This window comes from Aminobacter sp. BE322 (genome assembly GCF_050433525.1).
Classification (GTDB): Bacteria; Pseudomonadota; Alphaproteobacteria; order Rhizobiales; family Rhizobiaceae; genus Aminobacter.
This window is the reverse complement of record NZ_JBNPXB010000012.1, coordinates 22352-42502: the sequence shown is the minus strand read 5'-3', so window position 1 is coordinate 42502 and position 20151 is coordinate 22352. Positions and strand designations below refer to the sequence as shown.

23 protein-coding genes and 2 pseudogenes are annotated in these 20151 nt (G+C 60.1%); 4 read left to right on the top strand and 21 right to left on the bottom strand.

Going from position 1 to position 20151, the window contains the following annotated elements; translation table 11 throughout:
- Nucleotides 1-238: 238 nt before the first annotated feature.
- The 9 genes and pseudogenes from J2X50_RS16920 to J2X50_RS16880 form a co-directional block, all read right to left on the bottom strand.
- Entirely contained in the window at nucleotides 239-583 is a 345-nt protein-coding gene (locus tag J2X50_RS16920; protein ID WP_306041169.1) for a hypothetical protein, read from the bottom strand.
- 59 nt (nucleotides 584-642) lie between these two features.
- Nucleotides 643-1275, bottom strand: coding sequence for a hypothetical protein (locus J2X50_RS16915; protein WP_306041167.1), 633 nt, complete (start codon nucleotides 1273-1275; stop codon nucleotides 643-645).
- A complete protein-coding gene (locus J2X50_RS16910) occupies nucleotides 1272-2351 on the bottom strand; it encodes a hypothetical protein (RefSeq protein WP_306041165.1) in 1080 nt (359 codons plus the stop codon). Before J2X50_RS16910 ends, J2X50_RS16915 begins: the two co-directional genes overlap by 4 nt.
- A gap of 78 nt (nucleotides 2352-2429) precedes the next feature.
- Nucleotides 2430-3119 (bottom strand): hypothetical protein, encoded by a 690-nt coding sequence (locus J2X50_RS16905; RefSeq protein ID WP_306041163.1) that lies wholly within the window; start codon nucleotides 3117-3119, stop codon nucleotides 2430-2432.
- An 11-nt stretch (nucleotides 3120-3130) separates the two neighbouring features.
- Nucleotides 3131-3736: a DUF1419 domain-containing protein gene (locus J2X50_RS16900; protein ID WP_306041160.1), complete on the bottom strand. Its 606-nt coding sequence runs from the start codon at nucleotides 3734-3736 to the stop codon at nucleotides 3131-3133.
- A 62-nt stretch (nucleotides 3737-3798) separates the two neighbouring features.
- Nucleotides 3799-4840, bottom strand: a pseudogene (locus tag J2X50_RS16895) (DUF3991 and toprim domain-containing protein).
- A gap of 196 nt (nucleotides 4841-5036) precedes the next feature.
- Complete coding sequence (locus J2X50_RS16890; RefSeq protein WP_137934740.1) at nucleotides 5037-5219, bottom strand: hypothetical protein; 183 nt, start codon at nucleotides 5217-5219, stop codon at nucleotides 5037-5039.
- 328 nt (nucleotides 5220-5547) lie between these two features.
- Nucleotides 5548-5877 (bottom strand): single-stranded DNA-binding protein, encoded by a 330-nt coding sequence (locus J2X50_RS16885; protein ID WP_306041155.1) that lies wholly within the window; start codon nucleotides 5875-5877, stop codon nucleotides 5548-5550.
- A 33-nt stretch (nucleotides 5878-5910) separates the two neighbouring features.
- A complete protein-coding gene (locus tag J2X50_RS16880) occupies nucleotides 5911-6420 on the bottom strand; it encodes a hypothetical protein (protein WP_306041154.1) in 510 nt (169 codons plus the stop codon).
- Nucleotides 6421-6472: 52 nt separating this feature from the next.
- Here J2X50_RS16880 and J2X50_RS16875 point away from each other — a divergent pair, with 52 nt between their 5' ends.
- Nucleotides 6473-6766, top strand: a complete 294-nt coding sequence (locus tag J2X50_RS16875) for a helix-turn-helix domain-containing protein (RefSeq protein ID WP_429096693.1) — start codon at nucleotides 6473-6475, stop codon at nucleotides 6764-6766.
- Nucleotides 6767-6859: 93 nt separating this feature from the next.
- On the top strand, nucleotides 6860-7285 hold the full coding sequence (locus tag J2X50_RS16870; RefSeq protein WP_306041150.1) for a hypothetical protein: 426 nt from the start codon (nucleotides 6860-6862) through the stop codon (nucleotides 7283-7285).
- A gap of 40 nt (nucleotides 7286-7325) precedes the next feature.
- Here J2X50_RS16870 and J2X50_RS16865 read toward each other — a convergent pair whose 3' ends face one another.
- From J2X50_RS16865 to J2X50_RS16835, 7 genes are all read right to left on the bottom strand, one after another.
- Nucleotides 7326-7706, bottom strand: a complete 381-nt coding sequence (locus J2X50_RS16865) for a helix-turn-helix domain-containing protein (protein WP_306041148.1) — start codon at nucleotides 7704-7706, stop codon at nucleotides 7326-7328.
- A 17-nt stretch (nucleotides 7707-7723) separates the two neighbouring features.
- Complete coding sequence (locus J2X50_RS16860) at nucleotides 7724-8035, bottom strand: type II toxin-antitoxin system HigB family toxin (RefSeq protein ID WP_306041146.1); 312 nt, start codon at nucleotides 8033-8035, stop codon at nucleotides 7724-7726.
- A gap of 243 nt (nucleotides 8036-8278) precedes the next feature.
- Nucleotides 8279-8587, bottom strand: coding sequence for an addiction module antidote protein (locus J2X50_RS16855; RefSeq protein WP_306041144.1), 309 nt, complete (start codon nucleotides 8585-8587; stop codon nucleotides 8279-8281).
- Nucleotides 8588-8595: 8 nt separating this feature from the next.
- Nucleotides 8596-8994 (bottom strand): hypothetical protein, encoded by a 399-nt coding sequence (locus J2X50_RS16850; protein ID WP_306041142.1) that lies wholly within the window; start codon nucleotides 8992-8994, stop codon nucleotides 8596-8598.
- A gap of 133 nt (nucleotides 8995-9127) precedes the next feature.
- Nucleotides 9128-9517 (bottom strand): hypothetical protein, encoded by a 390-nt coding sequence (locus J2X50_RS16845; protein WP_306041140.1) that lies wholly within the window; start codon nucleotides 9515-9517, stop codon nucleotides 9128-9130.
- Nucleotides 9518-9586: 69 nt separating this feature from the next.
- Nucleotides 9587-10234, bottom strand: coding sequence for an SOS response-associated peptidase (locus J2X50_RS16840; RefSeq protein ID WP_306041138.1), 648 nt, complete (start codon nucleotides 10232-10234; stop codon nucleotides 9587-9589).
- Nucleotides 10235-10263: 29 nt separating this feature from the next.
- Entirely contained in the window at nucleotides 10264-10929 is a 666-nt protein-coding gene (locus J2X50_RS16835; protein ID WP_306041135.1) for an SOS response-associated peptidase family protein, read from the bottom strand.
- Between the two features lie 293 nt (nucleotides 10930-11222).
- On the opposite strand from J2X50_RS16835, the gene J2X50_RS16830 reads away from it, so the two are divergent.
- Complete coding sequence (locus J2X50_RS16830) at nucleotides 11223-11975, top strand: ImuA family protein (protein WP_306041133.1); 753 nt, start codon at nucleotides 11223-11225, stop codon at nucleotides 11973-11975.
- Nucleotides 11896-12786: pseudogene (locus J2X50_RS16825) on the top strand (Y-family DNA polymerase); the annotation flags it as partial. The gene J2X50_RS16830 and the pseudogene J2X50_RS16825, both read left to right, overlap by 80 nt.
- Nucleotides 12787-13072: 286 nt before the next feature.
- Here the strand turns inward: J2X50_RS16825 and J2X50_RS16820 are convergent.
- The 5 genes from J2X50_RS16820 to J2X50_RS16800 form a co-directional block, all read right to left on the bottom strand.
- Nucleotides 13073-13837 carry a class II aldolase/adducin family protein gene (locus J2X50_RS16820; RefSeq protein WP_306041325.1) on the bottom strand — a complete coding sequence of 255 codons (765 nt, stop codon included), beginning with the start codon at nucleotides 13835-13837 and terminating at the stop codon, nucleotides 13073-13075.
- Between the two features lie 432 nt (nucleotides 13838-14269).
- Complete coding sequence (gene gcvT, locus J2X50_RS16815) at nucleotides 14270-15388, bottom strand: glycine cleavage system aminomethyltransferase GcvT (protein ID WP_306041323.1); 1119 nt, start codon at nucleotides 15386-15388, stop codon at nucleotides 14270-14272.
- Between the two features lie 28 nt (nucleotides 15389-15416).
- Nucleotides 15417-17021: a phytoene desaturase family protein gene (locus J2X50_RS16810; RefSeq protein ID WP_306041321.1), complete on the bottom strand. Its 1605-nt coding sequence runs from the start codon at nucleotides 17019-17021 to the stop codon at nucleotides 15417-15419.
- Nucleotides 17018-18019: a 3-hydroxyacyl-CoA dehydrogenase NAD-binding domain-containing protein gene (locus J2X50_RS16805; RefSeq protein ID WP_306041319.1), complete on the bottom strand. Its 1002-nt coding sequence runs from the start codon at nucleotides 18017-18019 to the stop codon at nucleotides 17018-17020. The genes J2X50_RS16810 and J2X50_RS16805 overlap by 4 nt, the downstream gene beginning before the upstream one ends.
- Nucleotides 18016-20151: an acetate--CoA ligase family protein gene (locus J2X50_RS16800; protein WP_306041318.1), complete on the bottom strand. Its 2136-nt coding sequence runs from the start codon at nucleotides 20149-20151 to the stop codon at nucleotides 18016-18018. The genes J2X50_RS16805 and J2X50_RS16800 overlap by 4 nt, the downstream gene beginning before the upstream one ends.

Below are 20151 nucleotides of genomic sequence, written 5' to 3'. Positions count from 1 at the left end.
GGGGAAAGCGTGGGCGGTGGGAGGAGGGTTCGGGTCCGAGGCGGAGCGATGTCCTACTTTTCTTCAGACCTTTTGTTACACGGCCCGCAGCCCGCATCGCGGGCGGCCGGTCAAGGGCCGCTTCAGCGGCAACGCCCGCCCTTGACGGGCCGGACGCGCATGCGGGAAAGGCGTTTCTTCTTTCCTTTTCCCTTTTCTTTTTCTTTTCACGGGCCGGCGGGCGACGTCCGAGGAATGACTAGGCCGATGCCTGCTTCCGCCTGCGCTCCTCCAGAATCCTTTCGGAGACGGCTTTCGCGCGTGCCCGTGACTGCGCGGCGCGTGCGGGCAGGTCGCGGGTCTTGACGTCCTTCAATTCCTCGACATCTCTCATCACGGTTTCCCTGGCGATATAGCTCCAGATGTTGGCGGCCAGTTTCGGGTTCTTGAGCGAGCGCCGGTAAACGGCCACCGCAACCTCCGTGGCGTCGTCCATCTCGAAGCAGGTATCGAAATGACGGGTATGGCCGCCCTTCCGGGAAATGACCGTCGCGGCATAGTTGACGCGGCCGGCAAAGTTATCGGCGTGGTAAACGCTGGGCATGGAAATGCTCCTTGAGGGTTTGGGGGGGGAAATCGGCTGTCGGACTGAATGGCCGAGGTTCACTCGTCGCGCTTTGCCGCGAGCCAGTCCTCGTAGCCGCGTCGAGTGTCGCCGTTGGCAACCTCGTACTGCCAGTCTTCGACGGGGAACTGGCTCTGCGCATCGGCATCCGCCGGATCGAGGCTCGACAGAGCATCATCGGCGTCGGTGAACGTCATCATCTCCATGATGGCGACCGCGTGCATCCAGGCCTTGCGGCTTCGTGGATCGCGTTCTTCGTAGAATTTCCAGCCGTCCGGCACCTGGTAGCCGGTGCCCACGAGCTCGGCCATGATGTAGCGGGCAAGCGCGTTCGTCTCGTCGACGATCTGGCGATCGGTCCGCCCCTTAAGGGCGGTGCGGATATCGGCAAGCAGCTGATCGATGCCCTCCTGCACCTCATCGCCCTCGAAACCGGCGATGAAGCGCTCCGCGCGATCAAGCGCGTGAAGGAGGAGAGGCGAAGGTTTTGCAATCCGCGGGCCTCCGATCTCCTCCAGATCAACGACGGTGACGACACCGTCCGGCCCCTCGACATCATAGACATTGGCGGATGTGGCGGGACGGCGAACGATTTCGTGCGCCTTGCGAGCCGCGTCGATCGGCGATGCGGCATCATCGACGTCGATATCCCATGAAACACGGTAGCTCATCGACCCTTCTCCCGATAATCCACGAGCTTAGCGAGAACCTTGACAGCCGCCTCCTCGGTCGAGCCGGGAAGCTTGGGGCCGTTGTCCGTCCAGCTTAGGACCTCGATGACGGCCGGCACGAAGTCGTGGTCGAACGGCGTCGGCGGGCCGATCAGCTGCTCGCGCAGATGGTCGTGAACCTTGAGGGCGAGAGCCGCCGCCAGCATTGCCCAATGGCGCATGCGCATCGAGCCGACCACGGCCCAGACTTCGAGCATCGCATATACGCTCGGCACGATCGGCCGGGCGGCCATGAAGCGGCCGTTGAAATCCAGCATCGCTTCCCAGCAATAAAGCGCGGTCTCCACCCTGCGCTCATCCGCCGAGACCACGGGGACGGGCGCCCCGAAGGATTCGATGAACCGGCTTATCCTGGTCAGCGAATTGTAACCGCGCAGATCGAGAATGAAATTCTCGCTCGGGAACTTGCCATCCCTTTGCAGATCGATGACGTCGCGCATTCGCTTGACGGCCGGGTCGGCGCCGGCAAGGTCGGGAACGCCGGGCGATCGCCTGACGCCCTCGGCCGGTCGCTGGGTCTCGGTCTCAGCGCGCATGTCCTCGAAAAAATCGTCGCTGCTTCTGCCGGCCACCTCGTTCGCGGTGATCAGCATGATGTTCGCGCCGAAGCTTTCAGGGCTCTGCGAGGGGTGGCGATACCATTCCAGCACCCTGATTTCGCTCAAGGTCGTCGAGCGCGCGACGATATCTTGCAGGATGAACTCCCAGGATGTGTCGGTCATGTCGACGTCGACCATCTCTCCCGGTTCATCCTCTTCGCACCAGCACCTCCAGGACCGCGCTATGACCCGGATGATGTCGGTATGCGGAACATGGCGAGACGTGAAATAGGCGTTGGTGAGCTCGTCCCCCGGAATGCGAAGGCGACTGGCTGCGCCCCGGTCGCTGTAAAGAAGCAATCCTTCGTCGGTTTCCCCCGCGTCGAAGACATGGGAGAGAACGAGCCGTTCGATCGGCGTCATGTCGCCTAACGGGATCGCCGGCGTGATGACGATGGTGGTTTCAAGATCGTCCATGGTTTGGTCCTTCCGAAAATGGAAAGCCCGGCGCGATGGCCGGGCTGGTCGATGGTTTCAGATGCGGGATACGAACGCCTATTCGGCGGGGTGAGCGGACGCTGCGACCTCCTCGAGATGACGGATGAGGTCCTGCGCGGAACCGGTGCTGACTAGCCGCCGGGCGATCAGCAGCAGAAGCGTGAAACTGTCCCAGCCGGCATTTCCCGCTATGGCCTCCAGACGCCGGCGGGTTTCATGGCCGCTGTCGCCAACGCCAACCGATGTCGAAGCGGCACGCATTGCTGAAAGCATGTCCAGCGTTGAAGAGGACTGAATCGCTTCGGCGGTGATCCGCGTGATGCTGCCTCCAAAGCCATCCGGTCGCATTTTTGTGCATGTAAATGCCGTGGTGACGAGGATCTCCTCAAGCGAAGGAGAACGACGGACGATCGCCTGGAATATCTCCGGCCAACCCATGCCCGGCTCTGTCAGGTCGAGGTCGATATCGTCCGGTCGATCTTCCTCAATGGCATCGTGTTTTTCCAACAGCGAGCCGACAAGATCATTGAGCGGGCTGTCGATCTCTCGCGATTCTGCAAGTGCACCGCGCAGATCCTCGGCATCCACGGTCACGACATCGCTCGGACCGCACCAGATATGATAGTATGACGCTCCATATTCTATGCTTTCATCAAAAATCAGGGACAGGAGCATCAGTTCGAGCGCGGTCATGTCGGACAGGGGTATTGGCGGAACGACAACCGTGGGAGAATGATAGTCAGTCATGTCCACCTCCCTCACGCCGCAGCCGCGTCGGGCAGGTAGCGCAGATGCACCGGAAGTTTGGCGGCGATCTCCTCATCGGTCATGGCGTCGAGCAATCTCGGCACGCTGCCCAGCTTGCCGCCGAAGAAGAGCACAGTCCGCTGCCCGCGTGACGCATAGGGCCACCGGTCGCCAGCATAGCCGCGATAAAGCTCCGCGGTGCTGCTCCAGATGTGTTCGAGACGTTCCTCCCGCGTCATCGCCCGCACCGGCCGACTTTCGCGCTCGATGATGGCGAGGCGCATGCGCTCGACAGATGCGTCGTCCGAAAGGTCGCAATAGCCGTGGAAGTAGCGGATGGCATCGTCGATGCGCAGCGCGAAGAAGACTGATGTCACCGAGCCCGTCAAGAACTGGCGGAGCGCGAACATCGAGCCGCGGATCCAGAGGGGCGGTTCCACGGCGAACATATAGTCGTGCTCGGCCTCGCCGATCTCGAACCATTCCCCGGCATAGAGGGTTATCGCGTCGTCGGCGCAGCGCTTCGTGCGCCCGGCATGACGGTCGAACATGCGGTACATCTGATGGCGCTCGGCGACGCCCTGGAAAACCTTGCGGATTGCGGGTGCGGTGGTCATGTACGGCTCCTTCGGGGTTGTCGAACCGAAGCGGCGCAGCCTTCTCGACCCTGCCTTCGTCTTCAGTCCTTCGTTACCCCTCCCGCGCCGCCGGCATCGCGATCGTCCGGGTCAAGGGCCGGCTCTGCCGGGCGAAGCCTCCCTTGACGCGGGCGACGCGCATGCGGCAGGCCTCCCTTTTTTCCATTCCTCCCTTTTCTCCTTTTCCACCTTTACCTTTTCCTGCAGCGCCTCGTTCCAGTCGTCTGCCGCCGGCCGCAGCCGCTGCCACCCGCAACCGGCATTCTCGGCAAGCACGCGCAGACGCTCTGCAAAGGTCTCCCCCTGATCGTTCGCGTCGGTCGCTGCGACCATCATGGCACCCGGCCGGCCCGCCAGAACGCGCAAGGCGGCGTCCGTCAGCGGAGACCAGCCGCCGCCGGTGCTGAGGTAGAGCGATCCGTCGCGCAACCCTTCGAACGCCGCAAGGCTCATGGCGTCGATCGCCGCTTCCGTGACGCACATGCGCAAGGAATCCGGCCCGCCAAGACGAAACAGGGTCTTCGATCCACCCGTCGAAAAACCGCGCCATTCCGGGCCGCGCTCCTCCCAACCGCAGACGATCCCGGCATCGTCCGTGTGAGCTGCCCACATGCTTCCATACGGGCCTTCTCGAAGCCGGTTGTCGGCGATCACCCTGCGCAGCACATTCGACGGCAGGAAGCGGGAGCCGGAGAGATAGCGCCAGGTCGCAGAGCCGCGCCACGGAACACGTCGCGCCGACCATCTGTCCGCAAGGCTTGTGGCTACATGGCATTCGCGCGGCGTCTTTTCCCAGATCGGGTCGCTCGTCTGAAACCCTACCAGGGAAGCGACGCTCTCGAGACCTTCGACGAAACCGACATGATCGAGGCGTCGCACCAAGGCGAAGATGTCCCCTTTGTCGTCACTGAGGGGATCGAACCAGCCCCTTCCCTCATGGGTCACGATGACGATTTCGCCGCCGCGGCGAAACTTGACCGCCCGGCGCGTGCTTTCCTTCACGTCGACGGCAAATCCGGCACGCTCCAGCAGCGCGCCGCAATTCACCTTGTCCTTCAGTTCCTCGATTTTCTCTCTTTTCATGCCAATCCGGCCGCATCAGCGGCCGCTCCTTTCCTTTCTCGTCCACACTTTTTGCGCGGCAAATCCGGCCCCGCCGCACCAAGCGGGGGCTGCAAGGGCGCGGAAATCGGGGCGAGGGGCGCCGAGCCCCGCTGCGGCGCAGCTTCCCTTGCGGACACCGCATGGATGCGGCATCCGAAGTGGGGAAGGCCCGGGCTCAATGAGCCGGGCCGAAGTCGAAGGGATCGATCTCGTGGATCACGTCGACATCTGCATCGTCGAGCTCCTCGCTCGGCAGCACGCCGTATTCGCCGGCCGATCTGAACAGGGTCACCGGAACCATGAGGGTGCGAGCGAGATGAAAGGCATGGGATTGTGCAAGGGAGAGATCGTGCGACATGATGAGGCTCCATCCGGGAGCGGGCCAATTCCCGCTCGATGGCACCATGTTTGGTCCGGGGCAGGGCGCGATCACCGCGAAGGCGCAAGCCGAAGCGGCCGTAGCTTGCTAACGGACCCCCCGCGGGTTGATCGTCGGAGCCCTGAACCGGACCAGGTTGCCATCCCAGAAGAGCGGGATTGGCTCGCTTCAGGGGAAGCCGTCCACTGCAGACACGAGGCCTGGCCACCATCCCCTCCCTCTCGCCCACGGAAACGCCCCACATAACGGCCCGTCCGGCAATGCGTGCCCGCCGAAGGCTCGCCCGACGCAACACTCGAAACACCGGCTATGCCTGGCTATGGGCTTTGCTCTTCGAGACCAGGTTGAAGATCTGCGCGATGACGTCGGTCGCATAGACCTGCTCGCCATCCCTCTCGTAGCTGCTGTTGGATACGCGCGACTCGATATAGACGAGATCGCCCTGACCAACGTTTTCTTCGATCCATTGGGCTTGTTTCTTATCGAGGATCGTTATCTGCACCCAGTCGGTGGCACTTTTTCTTTCCCCGTCGGCCTGCCATTCGCGATTTGTGGCGACGTTCACTTTCAGCACACTTTTCAGCGGTATGATGTTGCCGACGTGGCCTAAAAGAGTATGCCGGTTGACGGTGCGCATGGATTTAAACCTTCCTTAACCGTGGAAAACCGTCTATCTGTTGAGCCCGAACCAATGCCGCTCGGTTTGCCCTGACGTGTCATTCTTGATGTCGAAGTAATAAGGATCTGACCTGAGCGGTCGGGATATGGAGACCGTTTGTATGCAGCTCCGCTGCCGATCAGAACTGTAGAGACCGTGCGTTTTGCCCTGGCAAATGTTGACTGTCTTGACGCACAGATCGCCCTCGCGGGCGAAACCGTCGCGGTCCCTCCTGCTTCCGACCTGATATCCCTCCGGGCACTCCGCGTATCTCTCGTGGCCCGGCGAACCCGTGCCCGCCTCGGGGCAGGTCGGCCAGTCGAATCCGGGCTTCTTCATCGCGGAAATGAGGCGGGTCATCGGCGGGTGGCAGGCGGGCACGCCCCTCCAGGAGGGATTGGAGGACGAGGCGCACAACAGAACCTCGCATCCCCATTGGCTTGCAGCAGCAGGTGCGGGAAGCGTCGCGGCCGTCAGAAACATTCCGACGATGACGTGAGCAGTCATGGCTTTGGCGAGCATCGGCAACTTTCTCATCAAACACTGTAACGAGTAAATTATAGTTTATCCGACGATGACGAGCAAGCGTAAGAAGGTCGACACGGACCTCGGGACGATGATCCTGCGAAACATGGCCGCGGTCATGGAGCGAGAGCGCGAGAAGCGCGGCCTGACCAAAAAGGAGATGGCGGTCCTCTGCGAGATGACCAATCCCTACTATTTCGGGATTCTCAAGGGGACCGCAAATCCATCATTGCAGGTAATCACGCGGATCAGCACGAATCTCAAAATCCCTCTTCAGGAACTGATGATGGGTGTGAAATCCCGTGATGGCGACGATCGACCCCTCGCTCCTCCGTCTTTCTGACGGCGCTGTTGCGCACTTCGTAAACTATATTTTATAATCATCCCCACGCGTTCCGTTCCGAACGCGACATTGGCATGAGGGGGATGAGGAACCTTGAATTACCTGCTGATTTCGGCGCTGCTGCTGGTGGCGTCCTCATCCTGGGCGGCGGACAATCCGATGTGGCGCAGCGGCTTTACCTGGTCCTGCACTTTCTCCTCGGTCCTTCGTTGCGAGCGTGCCGCCGATTGCGCGGCGGCTGTGGAGGAGGGGGTGATCCGGCTGGACTATCGCGAAAACCGGCTGACGGATTCTCAGGGGACGGTTCACCCGATCAAGCGCCACTACGTTCAGGCGGTCGTCGGCAGCCCGATCGGAAGCGAGGTGAAAATCGAGCTCGACACAAACGAGGTGATCTGGCTTTCGGCGGCGGATGGGGCAGGGGTGTTTTCGGATAACTGGATCGGCGCGATGCTTTCGCCGAAGGCCGGCGTTATCGTTCAGGAACTCCGGCCGCTAATTTGCATGCCAGCGAAATAGATCTTCCCCTGGGTGGCGATTGGTGCAAGAAGCACCGCCGCTAGGCGGCGACATCGCCGATCAACGAGCCAGCCGGAATGTTCCATTCCTTGCTGAGCTTGCGGATCTGCTCGAGATTGATTTCCCGCTTACCATTCAGAAGATCGGCGGCCCGTGCTTTGGAGCCAATAACGGCTACCAGATCCGCGCGCGTGTAGTTGTTAGCAGCCATCACCGACTTGACCACCTCGACGGGGCTCGCTGCCGGGATCGGGTAGTTTTTGCCTTCATACTGTTCGATCAGAAGGACGAGCGCGTCAAAATGAGCCGCTTCTTCAGAGCCTTCGTCGGGTTCATTTTCGAAGTAAGGCCGGACTTCCTTCAATGCGGCCTGGTACTCGTCTTCACTCTGAAGGGTTCGAAAGGCTTTTAAATTCAACATATCGACTTCCTTTCAGGTCAGAGCTTCAAGACGTCAATTGCGTCGTACTCGGCATGCGTCCCGACAAACAGAACGTAAATCCGCTTCGTCCGAAACGCGACCAACCCCACAATGCGATATTTGTTGCCGCCCACGTCGAAGATCACCTTGTTGCCGGCGACGATGTCGGCCGAGTTGAAGGTTTTCTTCAGCTCGCTGAAATTGTTCCAGCTTGCTTTTGATGCGGTGGCATACCATTCCGTCATCGCTGCTTCAGCGGTTTCTCTTGGGGCTCCTTTCGGCAGACCATTCCAGAAATTGACCAAAGCGGACTTCGCGATAACGTTCACGCTTGCTCCTATTTAGCGCGTTCCCAAATTGGAAACAAGTGTAAAATTCCCAATTTGGAAACTGATTTTGCGTCGCGCTCCTCAGCTCCCAATAAGACAGTGCCCAGAAGCGCCGATCCGTGAGGGAGCGCTTTTGTGTCGGATAGTCAAATAGTTTGTCAAAGCGGGCGGGTGGCGCGACGTGAGCAATTTGCGCGCCCGTGAAATAAGGCACGGTCCCGGCAGCAGGTTTGCGTACGGAAATCAGACCTCGTCAGACGTGTGGCCCGCATCGTGCCGTACTGTCCACTTAACTCCAAGCACCGGCAGTATGCCGAGCATCGTACTGATCGTCAGGTCGCCGTCCGGGCGAAGTGATTTCTCAAGCTGCTCGCGCGGCAGGCCGGCTTGCTCCGCTACGGCCGCCATGCCTTTGGCGCGCGCGACGACGCCGAGCGCATCGGCGACTTTGCCGGCATCTCCAATTCTGAAGGCATCATCCAGATAGGCGGCAATCGCTTTGTCGGATACGAAGGTCTTTGCTTCAGCGTTCGGAGGTGTCTCTTCTTCCATGACAGCCGTCACGCCGCCTGGCGGCCGTGATCGAAACGCAGCTTCCAGGCGCCAACGGTCTGGCTGTTGTCGGCGCGCGTCGCCCTCAGCCTGGAGAAGCCCGGCACGAATGCCGGCTCCGTGTCGAAGGTCACCGGGATCGAATAGATCTCGGCTGCATGACGGTTTTGATACGCTGCCTCACGCTTTTCCACGAAGGTTGGCCCTACATGCCTGAAGATCGACAACAGGAGAAGACCGATAAGCGTGCCGGCGACCACGAGCGAGGTGCCGAGGGGTGTCACCGTCGTACTGAAGGCCTTGGCGAATGGATAGATCGTCGAGGGCAGAACCAGTATCAAGGCGAAGAGAGTCTTCTCCCACCAGTCTCGCGGTGCGCGCGGGAGATCCTTGTTGGCCTCTTTCATATTGGTACTCCTGGAGAGTCTTTTGTCGGCGAGAAGCGTAGTCCAAGTAGGGCAGCTGATCAATTCGAGCCGTCGCGGTAAAGCATATTTCATAACGTTATAACATATCGCATAACACTTATTATGGAACTAACTATCTGATATTATTATCATCTTCACTGCCCTGCTTATAAGTGATCACCCTCGAAGTGTGAAAACCGCCTTCGTCCGTCGCTTGGACAAAGTTGTACCCAACCTTTGTCTCGACATAGGCTCTACCCATCTCGCGGCGCCGCATAGCCTCCCACACCTGGACGTAGACCTGTTCACCTTCGTCACCGCAAGGCTGCAGCTGCATGAGGTGTTTTGCGGCTTCGTACAGGAAGGCCTGCTTCTTCACTTCGCTTTCCGCGCGAAGGTAATAGACCCACAATAGGCAGGCGCGGTGCAGATGCGTGAAGTTCGGGTCGTCCCGGATTGGCGTTTGCTCAGGAGCATGTCGCTTCATCAACACCATCTCGGAATCGGGTGAGGCGAGCGCCACATCCCACGCCTTCGCGGCAACAGCCTACCATGAATTCTGTTCGCCGATCCAGCCATGCCGGGGCCAGCGCTAAAGCAGAACAGCATTCTCCGGCCCCGGTTTCTTCTTCTTCACCCAGAGATCCGTGGTCCGCTCCACCTCGATGAGGTTAGGCGGGAAGACCCGCTTTTGAAACGCAAGCACGTCATCGAAGGTGCCATGAAGCCATTGCTGGTAATCGTCGCGATGCAGCAGGACCGGCATGCGGTCGTGAACCGGCGCGACCGCCGCGTTGGCGTCGGTCATGACGCCAGAATAGACCGGTCCCCACTCGTCGCTGACGCGCCATAGACCCGCCCACGCGAAGATCGGTTCGTTGCGCATGCTGAACCAGGTCCGCGTCATCTTGCCCTTCTCGCCTTCCGCTTCCGCAAAATGCGTGACGGGGATCAGGCATCGCCACTGCGGTTTTCGCGCGAGGCCGACCCACATGCCCTTGGTGAGTTCCCGAACGTTGTTGACCGGCTTCGGCTTGGCGTCCGGTTTCATGGTTTTCAGCCGGAGCGGAAAACCCCAGGTCATCGAGCGAAGATCGCGAACACCCTCGTTCTCGGTGACGACCAGGCCGGGCATCCCAGGATAGACCTCATCAGGGGCGTTGGATTGCATCGGGTTCGGCACGCCGAAATGAGCGGCCACCTCCGCGGCCGTCACGCGGACGGTGTATAAGTTGCACATTCGATCAACCTTTCGCCTGGCGGATAGGTTCAGATAAACACGTCATCCCGACGGCGTGAAGCCTTGGATGGCGGCGTGCCGCTTTGCCAGCGATCGCGCGTCTGCAGCACGGTAAACTCATCTGACGCGGGAGGCTCGCGGAACTGGAACGCGATGACATCCTCGATCGATCCATGAAGCCAGCGCTCGTACTCCTCCGGCTTCAGCAGGACGGGCATCCGTTCATTCAACGGTCTGATCTTCTCGTTCGCCGCCATAGTCATGGCTGCAAAGACCGGCCCGAACTGCGGCGTGTTGCGACAGAAGCCGGCCCAGGCGACCAGCGGCTGGCGATGAAACGAGAACCATGTTCTCGTCTTCGATCCCTTGACCCCGTCAGGATTGGCGAAGTGTGTTAGCGCTATCAGGCACCTATACCTGGCATCGATGACAAGTTGATCCCAGAGCGGATTGGTGAGGTCGGCGACGAGCCCTATGCGCCCCGGCGGTTCGCCGTTATGGCGCATCTCGCCGGTTTGACGGGGAAAGCCCCAGGTCACGGATTTCAGGAGGCGGAGACCATCCTTTTCGAGCACGATCAGGCCGGGAGCGCCCTCGACGGTCTCCGGGGGAACACTCGTCACCGAGGAAACATTGACGCCGAAATGCGCGACGATCTCCTCAATAGGCCGTGATATTGCGAACAGGCGGGACAATTCCGGTCTCCGATCCGGTCTGATCGGGCCAAGCTATCATGTGAACATACGAGGAACAATCGCCAGCGCTGCCCGATGGCGAACCGCATAAGTTTTTTTGAAGTCGGCTGGCGCGCTGTCGCCAAACCCATGTCGATGATTCGCAAGCAAAAATCCCGCACGGGCAAAAATGTGAGACAATTTTCCTATTTTCGGGTGGCTTGACTCTTTTTGCCACGAGGAACAAATACAGAACAAATACCTGAACGACATGACGTCGCCCGCCAACACGAACGCTTCGGAGTCCGTGAACGATGAATGCTGCCCGAAACAGGGTGATAACCGAGCTGAGAGAGCGCGTCGCCTCGATGGAGAGCCCTGCCTCGCGAAGGGCTGGTTCGTTGCCGTTTCAGGTGGCGGAGATCGACGCCGCGCTTCCGGGTGGAGGTCTCGCCTATGGCGCGCTTCACGAATTCTCAGGTGGTGGTGCTGGAGCGGTCGACGGCGCGGCCGCTGCGCTGTTCGTTGCCGGCATCGCGGCTCGAACGACGGGACCGATCGTCTGGTGCCTGACGCGGCCGGACCTGTTTTTCCCGGCGCTCGCGCAGGCGGGGCTTCATCCCGACCGCGTCTATTTCGTCGAGAGCGACAAAGAGGAAGATGTCCTCGCGAATGCCGAGGAGGCGCTTGCCTATGGCGGGCTCGGCGCCGTCGTCGCCGAGCTTGTACGATTGCCGATGGTGGCAAGCCGCCGATTGCAGCTCGCCGCCGAAAAGACGGGGGCGATGGCAATGGTCGTCCGGCGCTGGCGGCGGCCGACGGAGGCCTCCGACTATGGTCAGCCGACCGCCTCGACCACTCGATGGCGGGTGAGCGTCCTCCCCTCCGAGGACTTGCCGGTCGCCACCGTGGGACGGGCGAATTGGCTGCTGGAATTGATGCGCGTGAAAGCGGGCGAGTGCGCTGAGTATATTGTTGGAGCCTGTGATGCCTCGGGTCGTATCGATCTATCTACCGGACCTGCCGACCGACAGGATCAGACGGGCCGATCCGTCGCTGCCCGCTGAACAGCCGATCGCCGTCATCGCGCGAAGCGGTTCCCGGCGCTGGGTCGCGGCGGCCGATACGGCGGCACGGAAAGTCGGCGTGAAGGTCGGGATGCCGGCGGCAAAAGCCCAGGCGCTCTTTCGTGACCTGATGCTCGTCGACGCCGATCCGGCGGCCGACGCCGCAGCACTGGAACGCATCACGCTTTGGGCGCTGACACAATATTCGCCTGTTGTCGCCATGGACCTTCCCGACGGGATCGTGATGGATACCGAAGGCGCCGACCACCTGCAGGGCGGGGAAGAGAGCATGTTGACCGCGACCGTGAACCGGTTTCGTGGCCGATCCCTCACCGCCCGCATTGCCATCGCCGACACCTGGGGCGCGGCCCACGCTTGCGCCCGTGCGATCGCGCGCGAGACCGTAATCGTGCCGGCGGGCGCGACGGCGCGCGCCGTCGATCGCTTGCCGATTTCCCTGCTACGCCTCCCCGGCGAGGTCGTTGGCGATCTGAGGACGCTTGGCTTCCAGACCATTGGCCAATTGGCGGCGACGGCGCGCGCGCCCCTCGCCCTTCGCTTCGGACCGGAGATCGGACGCCGGCTCGATCAGATGTATGGACAGATGGCCGAGCCCATCGATCCTATCCGCACGCCTGACATTGTCGAGGTCAGCAAGGCTTTTGCCGAGCCGATCGGCGCGGCCGAGACCATCAATCGGTATGTCGCCGGCCTCGTGACGAAACTCGTCAGCGAATTACAGCGTCGGGGGCACGGCGTCCGGCGAACCGACCTGATCGTTGAGAAGGTCGACGGCACTCGGCAGGCCATACTCCTCGACGTACGGCGCGATGAAGGTCGTTCACCTTCAGCCCGCAAATGGCACGGCTTCGCGCCTGCCGGTGCCGTGTCCGCCAGTCTCTATCCAAAGTATGTGCTTCAGCTGTCTACGTTCGGTGGCTCAGCGCATTTGCTTGCGATTATTACCTGAGCTCACCTTCTCCTCACCCTTATACCCCAACATTACAGGATTTCTGCCGGGTTCATATACGGGAAACCCTCATACTTAGATGAGAAGATTTCATTGCGGTTTTATCCGCATAGCCGTCTCATACCTCTTAGTGCGCGTAATCCGGCTCCTCTTGATCGAGGATTCGGACCATCTCCGCAAAGTGTGCGAACGATTGATCGCGATACTCGTCCCATCCCTGAGCGGTCTTCTCCGCAAGCTCGTCGCTCATTACATTCAACGGCTTCCCGGTCGAGTACGCGAATACGAGCGTCTTACAAGCTTTTTCGAGGAAGTAGAGCTCGTCATATGCCTCTGCAACGGTTGGAGCGGTGACCAGGACACCATGATTTCCCATAATCATGCATCGCTTGTTGCCAAGCTTGCGCGCTAAGCGATTCGCTTCGTCGGAATCATCAGCGATACCCCCAAACTCAAGGTCGATTGCGGTGCGGTTGAAAAAACGCGCGGTGTTCTGATCAATTGGCTTGATCTCTGGATCTGCAAGGCAGGCTAATGTTGTGCCGTAAGGAGGGTGGACGTGAAGGATGCAACGCGCATCCGGCCGGCTTGCGTGGATCCGGCCATGGATAGCCCAAGCCGTGGGATCGGGCGCATTGTCATCCTGCATAGTCGTGTCATCGTCGGCGTCCAAAAGCAAAAGATCGGAGGCTCTGACCCGCGAGAAATGGCGCCATCGAGGATTCATCAGAAATTGCTTGCCGTCAGCCGATATCGCCAGACTGAAATGATTGGCAACAGCTTCGTGCCAATCGTTACGAACGGCGAGACGAAGAGCCGCCGATAGCTGTTGGCGCAGGCTGGTCTCCTCATCTTTATAGAAGGTCTCTGAACCTGAAAGATTATTCGTCATGGAATAGGCCTCATCAGTCCCCTTGCGCTCGTCACGCCTAGAGATGCCGATGGTCGGCTTCTTTGGCGTGTTCCATAAGCGGCTTCACCAGCCGCGGCGCCTCCTCGGGGTTCAATTTCGCCGATTTGGGAAAGGTGAAGGCCGGCTGTGCCGATTATACCCCGCCCGAACACATCGGCGACGCCGCGAGACCATTCCCAGAAACTAGCTTTGGTTGCTGGAAGTGCTTTCAACGCCCCTCCTTGTCGGATAAGGCGCACCTTAATCCGAAAGACCAATCCCAAAACATCCAAGCAACCAAACCTTATAGGTTTTCTGCCGTTCTTAAATGGGAGATCTGCTCATACAATTATGAATGGATCTCATGCCGTGACCCGCAGATCTCCCATTTGACAAAGTATTGTTAGGGAACGCTATCCTTCCCAAGCCTGCTCACGCAGTGGTCCGCTCGCGTTTGGAATCCCAGACGGCCTCTGTGCGAAGGACGGCTTGCCATTGACCCTGTTCGCCGGAGATCGATGCTGCAGCGCCATCAACGTAGAATTTCGCGTCGATGTAGCCCTGCGCCAGGCACTTGCCGACGCTGAACCCCTTCGCGACCGAGGTAACGGCTCCGACGCTTTCGCCATCGACGAGGATTTTGTCGCCGATCCGAACCGGCGTGTCGATGTCGCCAACCTCGAGCAGGACCAAGCGCCGGCTGGTGCCCTCCTGCATTTGGCGCGCGATGACCTCCCGGCCCATGAAATCACCCTTCTTGAGGCGAACCGTCCATTCGAGGCCGGCTTCGACAGGGGTATTGTCAGGGGAGAGGTCCAGTCCGTAGAGGGGGAACTTCTTCTCCATGCGGAGCGTCGCCAGCGAGGCAAGGCCGCAGGGCCTGACGCCGAGATCCTTCCCGGCTTCCATCAGCTTGTCGAAAACATGCTCGGCATACTCCGTGGGATAGAAGAGCTCGAATCCCAGTTCCCCGGAATACCCTGTACGAGAGATCATGACGTTCGGAACGCCGGCCACATCCCCGAATGTGAAGCGGAAATATTTCAGCGCCGACGCCGAAATGTCGGCGTCAGTCAGGCGGGAGATCAGTTCGCGCGACTTCGGACCCTGCACGGAGATGTAGGCGAATCGCGCGCCGTAGTTGACAATCGTTACCTGGAAGTCAGAGGCATGCTGTCGCAGCCAGTCCTCGATGATTACCATGCGGGAGGGTGTGGGGCAAAGGCGAAACACGTCATCCGCCATGCGATAGACCAGGAGGTCGTCGATCATTCCGCCGTCCGCATTGCACATCGACGTATAGACGACGCCGTACGCGGGAATCTTCGCGATGTCGTTCACCGTCAGCTTCTGCAGCATGGTGAGGGAGTCCTCCCCGGAAACCTCCAGGAAATACTGGGAATAGACATCGAACAAGCCGACGTCTTCCCGCGCTGCCTTGTGCTCCAGCTCGACGGAGCCGAAGTGGAGTGCGGCGGCATAGCCGATACGGTCCACGAACTCGGCGTTGAGAGCCTTGTGCTTATGGTAATAGGGTGTCTGGCGTAGCATGCCCATATCATTTCCTCATAGTTTGCGCTCAGCGCATTTTCTTGCCGTTGTCTTTCAGGATTTCGCGCGCGGCGTTGTGGCCGGGAATGCCCGACACACCGCCGCCCGGATGCGCGCTTGATCCGCACTGATAGAGCCCCTTAAGGGGAGAGCGGTAGTTTGCGTAGTTCTTGACCGGGCGCTTGAAGAACAGCTGGTCGGGCGCCAGTTCGCCGTGGAAGATGTGACCCGACGGCAGTGCGACGCGCTTTTCGATTTCGTCCGGGGTGAGGACGTCCATGGCGATGATGTCGTTGGAAAAGCCCGGCGCGAACCGATCCATCGTGTTGAGCGTGTTCTTGACGAGGTTGTCTTTCTCGGCGGCCCAGGTCGACCCCTTCAGCTCAGAAGCCGCATGGCCGCCGAAGAGGTTCAGGACGTGCTTTCCGGGAGGAGCCAGCGTTTTGTCGACGATCGTCGGCGATACCGGGGTGATGAAGGGTTCCGTCGAATACCAGCCATCCTTGGCGTCCGTATAGGCCTTGTCTAGATACTCGATATCGGGCGCAATATGGATGTAGGTCGGATAGGTGAAGCTGCCGAGCGCGCCGTCGTCCAGGGCCTTCTGGAGGCCCTTGTATTGAGGGAGCCGTTCGCAGGCGACGTTCATCTTGAAGGCCGAGGATCTGGTCCGGTAGTTGCGGATGTCACGGACGAATTCTGCGGGCAGCTCCTTTTCGTCGATCAGCTTGAGGAACGTGACAGGCGCCGCGGCATTGGAGGCGACGACCTTCGCGCGGTATTCGCGACCGTTCTTCAGCGCCACGCCGACGGCCCGACCGTCTTCGACTATGATCTTGTCTACTTCGGCATCGACCTCGACGTCCATTCCGACGGTCCGGCCGTAGGAGGCGATCGCCTGGGTGATCGCACCCATGCCGCCCTTGATGAAGCCCCAGCCGCCGGCGCCTTCATGCTCGCCCATGATGTGATGGATGATGACGTAGGCCGAGCCGGGCGTGCGCGGGCTGACGAAGGTGCCGATGGAGGCGTAGTAGGCGAGCACTGCCCGGATACGGGTGTCGTCGAACCACTGGCGGAGGAAATCCTCGGCGCTCATGGTGAGAAGGTCGATCAGGCGATACAGCTTGTTGCCGATCTTGCGGTATTTCCAGGCGAAACCGGCAAGCTCCTTGAGGGATTTGAAATCCGTCTTCGACGGGTCCGGGGGGACGTCGAAGAGTAACTGGCGGACAACGTTGGCGGCCTCGCCGATATATTTATCGAATTCGGGGTAAATGCCGGCATCGTGCTTGTTGAAGCGGCCGAACTGCTTTTGGGTTTTTTTGACGTCGTCAGAAAAGACGATGTAGTCGTCATCGAGCGGCGAATACATGTCGGAGCACGGCAGGACTTCAAGGCCGTGTTTCTTGAGTTCCAGTTCCCTGATTACCTTGGGATGCAACAGGCTCATGAGGTAGGAGAAGGTCGAGGCGCGGTAGCCAGGATGGAATTCCTCGGTGACAGCCGCTCCGCCGACGATATGCCTGCGCTCAAGGACTTTGACCTTCAGTCCGTTTCTGGCCAGGTATGCGCCACACACGAGACCGTTGTGACCTCCCCCGATGATGATGGCGTCAAAATTTTCCGTCATGCGTGGCTCCCTTTGGTAAGCTCGTCCGCCCCTTGTTTCAGCCGAGTGTCATGGGCAAAGGCCGTTTGGCCCGCCCCTGTTTGCGTGTCCTTGAGGGCGCGTATGATGCCCACCAGATTCCGGTCCCGAAGCTGCTCCAGTTCCGCGATCGTCAGATGCCCGGATTGCTCGTCGGATTGCTGGGAGATCGTGCCGATCAGTTCGGCATCCAGGTCCGGCACATCCATGAGGTGCGATACGGGTTCTTTGAGCGCCGGACCGAACTGCGAGAGGAAATGAGCCATGCCACCCTCGCCCCCTGCGGCGCGATAGGTATCGAACTGGCCCATTTGCGCGCCGCGGAGTCCGAACCCGTATCGCAGCGCGTCGTCGATCTCGGTCGTCGTCGCGATCCCGTCATGGATCAGCCAGAGGGATTCGCGCCACATCGCCTCCTGCAGACGATTGGCGATAAAGCCGTCGATCTCGCGACGGAGAGTGAGCGGCTTCATGCCAATGCCCGACAGGATCTCCGAAGCCATCTCGACCGTGGCCGCGGCGGTCCACTTCGACGGCACCAGTTCGACCAGCGGCAGCAGATAGACAGGATTGAAGGGATGAGCGACGAGGAACCTCTCGCGGCCAGGCAGCGTCTCGGCAAGAGTCGACGGCATAAAGCCGGATGTGGAGGAGCCAATCACGGCCTCAGGTCTCGCGCTTTCACAAATTTCGCGCAGCACGGCCGATTTGATATCCAGCCGTTCCGGGACCGATTCCTGAACCCAGTCCGCATCCGAAACGGTCGTTTTCAGATCATCGTGAACATGGAGCTTGCCCGCTGGAGGAAGTTGCCCCTCGTAAATGAGCGGCAAGCTTGCCCTGGCGTTTGAAACCACCTGCTCGACCCGCTCCAGCGAACGACCGCCTTTGTCGTAAAGCGATACATCCCATCCGTTCAGGAGGAACCGGGCTGCCCACCCACCTCCTATGACGCCACCACCAACGATCGCAGCTTTCATTGATGCTGATCCCCCGAATCTTTGACTACGACAAGGCCGTCAACAGCCAGAGCGCCGGTCTCCGAAACGATGACCGGGTTCACGTCGACTTCTTCGAGAACATCACCCATGGAGGCGCACATGACGGAGAAGGCAGAGAATGCTCGCGCAGCAGATCGCTTGTCGCTCGGTTGCGCTCCTCTCACGCCATCGAGAAGTCGCGCTATCGGCAATCGCTCGATCATTTCGAGAGCGCGGCTTTCATTGACCGGAGCAAGCGCAAACTGCCGACCGGAGAAATACTCCATGAGAACCCCGCCGGCCGAGACCATCACGATCGGTCCGAAGTCCGGATCATGAATGTAGCCGAAGGCAAGTTCGACCCCTTTCGAAGCCATCCGTTGAACGATTACGCGCGTTCCCAACAGTGAGTTGATCCGAGTGTATGCTGCCTCCAGTGCGCCTTCATCGCGAAGGTTCAGAAAGACGCCGCCCTCGTCGCTCTTGTGGTCGATACCCACGGCGGCCGTCTTGAGGACGACGGGATAGCCGATCCTCGATGCTGCTGCCCTCAGCCCTTCCCAGTCCTCATGGATCTCGCCCGCTGCCGCAGGCACGCCAAAGCCATCCATCATGGCCAGAGCGAAGTGCTCATCGATGTGCGTAGATTGCAGAAGCCGCTCTCGCCACGCGTCAACTACCGCCTTTGGCGCATAATCAGGTGCCGTCTCCCGTTGAGAACGACGCCTGTCCGCCCAGGCCTGCAGCCGGCTCACCGCTGCCAGCATCTCGCCAGCGCCGTTGATGCAAGGGACGCCTTTTTCAGCGAGCGCTTCGCCGAGAGCGCGATTATTGGTGCGACCAAAACTGGTATAAAAGAAACAGGGCTTGTCCGTCCGCTGCGCAAGCGTTTCCGCCAGCTCACGGAGTCCTTCCTCGTACACATAGTCATCCCTTAGATCGGCTTCCAAGCCGATCATCGAGACCTCTTCGGCATCAGCGAGAATACTGACCCCATCCACGAACACGCGCGAAAAATCATCCGTCAAGTCAGCCGCGCAATCGAGTGGATTCGAGGGCTCGAGTTGAGCCGGAAGCGCAGCACGCAAGAGCTCCTGCGTTGCGGGGGAAAAGCGCGCGAGAGGAGCTTGCGCCTCAGCTGCAATGTCCATCGTAAGCTCACGCAGGCCTCCGGAATCGGTAACAAGCCCAACGCCGCCTGCCGCCGGAAAACGTCCGGTCGAGCATAGTAGTGCGACATTCATGAGCTGGTCGACGGTATCGACCGTAATCGCGCCGGCCTCTTCAAACGCAGCGTCGTAAGCAGAGCGCGAGCCCGCGATTGCTCCCGTGTGAGAGCGAGCCATTCGCGCGCTTTCCTCGGTGCGTCCGACCTTGCAAACGACGACTGGGACGCCGATATCGCGTGCGCGCTTCAGGCTCGAAAGGAATCGGGACGGATCTCGCGCGGCCTCCATGAACACCGCGATCACCTTGGTCGAAGACCTCGTCACGGCATAATCGATGTATTCGTCGATCGTTGCGCCGATTTCCTGACCGGACGACACCATGAGGTCGAACCGGAAGCGCGGGTCGTTCATGGCAAGAGTGGTGAAGACGGAGCCGGAGTGGGCGATCAGCGTGATGCCGCCAGGTTTGAGGTGGCCGGCTCCGTAAAAGCTTGCAACGCAACCCGACGGGACGTTGATGATGCCCATGCCAGACCCGCCGCAAACCGGAATATCCGCCTCCAGGGCCATGTCGCGAAGTCGTTGCAACAAGGACCCACCGGCCGCCGTCTCACCCTGACATGCGTCGAAGATTACGGCCGATCGGGCGCCGCGCTTGATCGCGTCGGCAAGCGATCGCTCCAGGTTCTGAGCGCCAACACCGAGAACAGCGAGATCCGGCGCTTCGTCGAGTTCACTGAAGCCCGCATGGCATGGTCTTCCGAGGATGGTCGAGTAGCGAGGATTAATGAAGTTGATCTTGTTGTGATCGCCTGCGCTGAGAACCGATTGCGCAAGCCTCAGACCAAACGACTTATCACGCTCCGAAGCACCCGCGACCGCGATGGTGCGGGGCTCGAACATCGGAGTAAGCCGATTCGACAAAAGGCCTGAATTGGATGTTGCGTGGTCAATCGCGTCCAT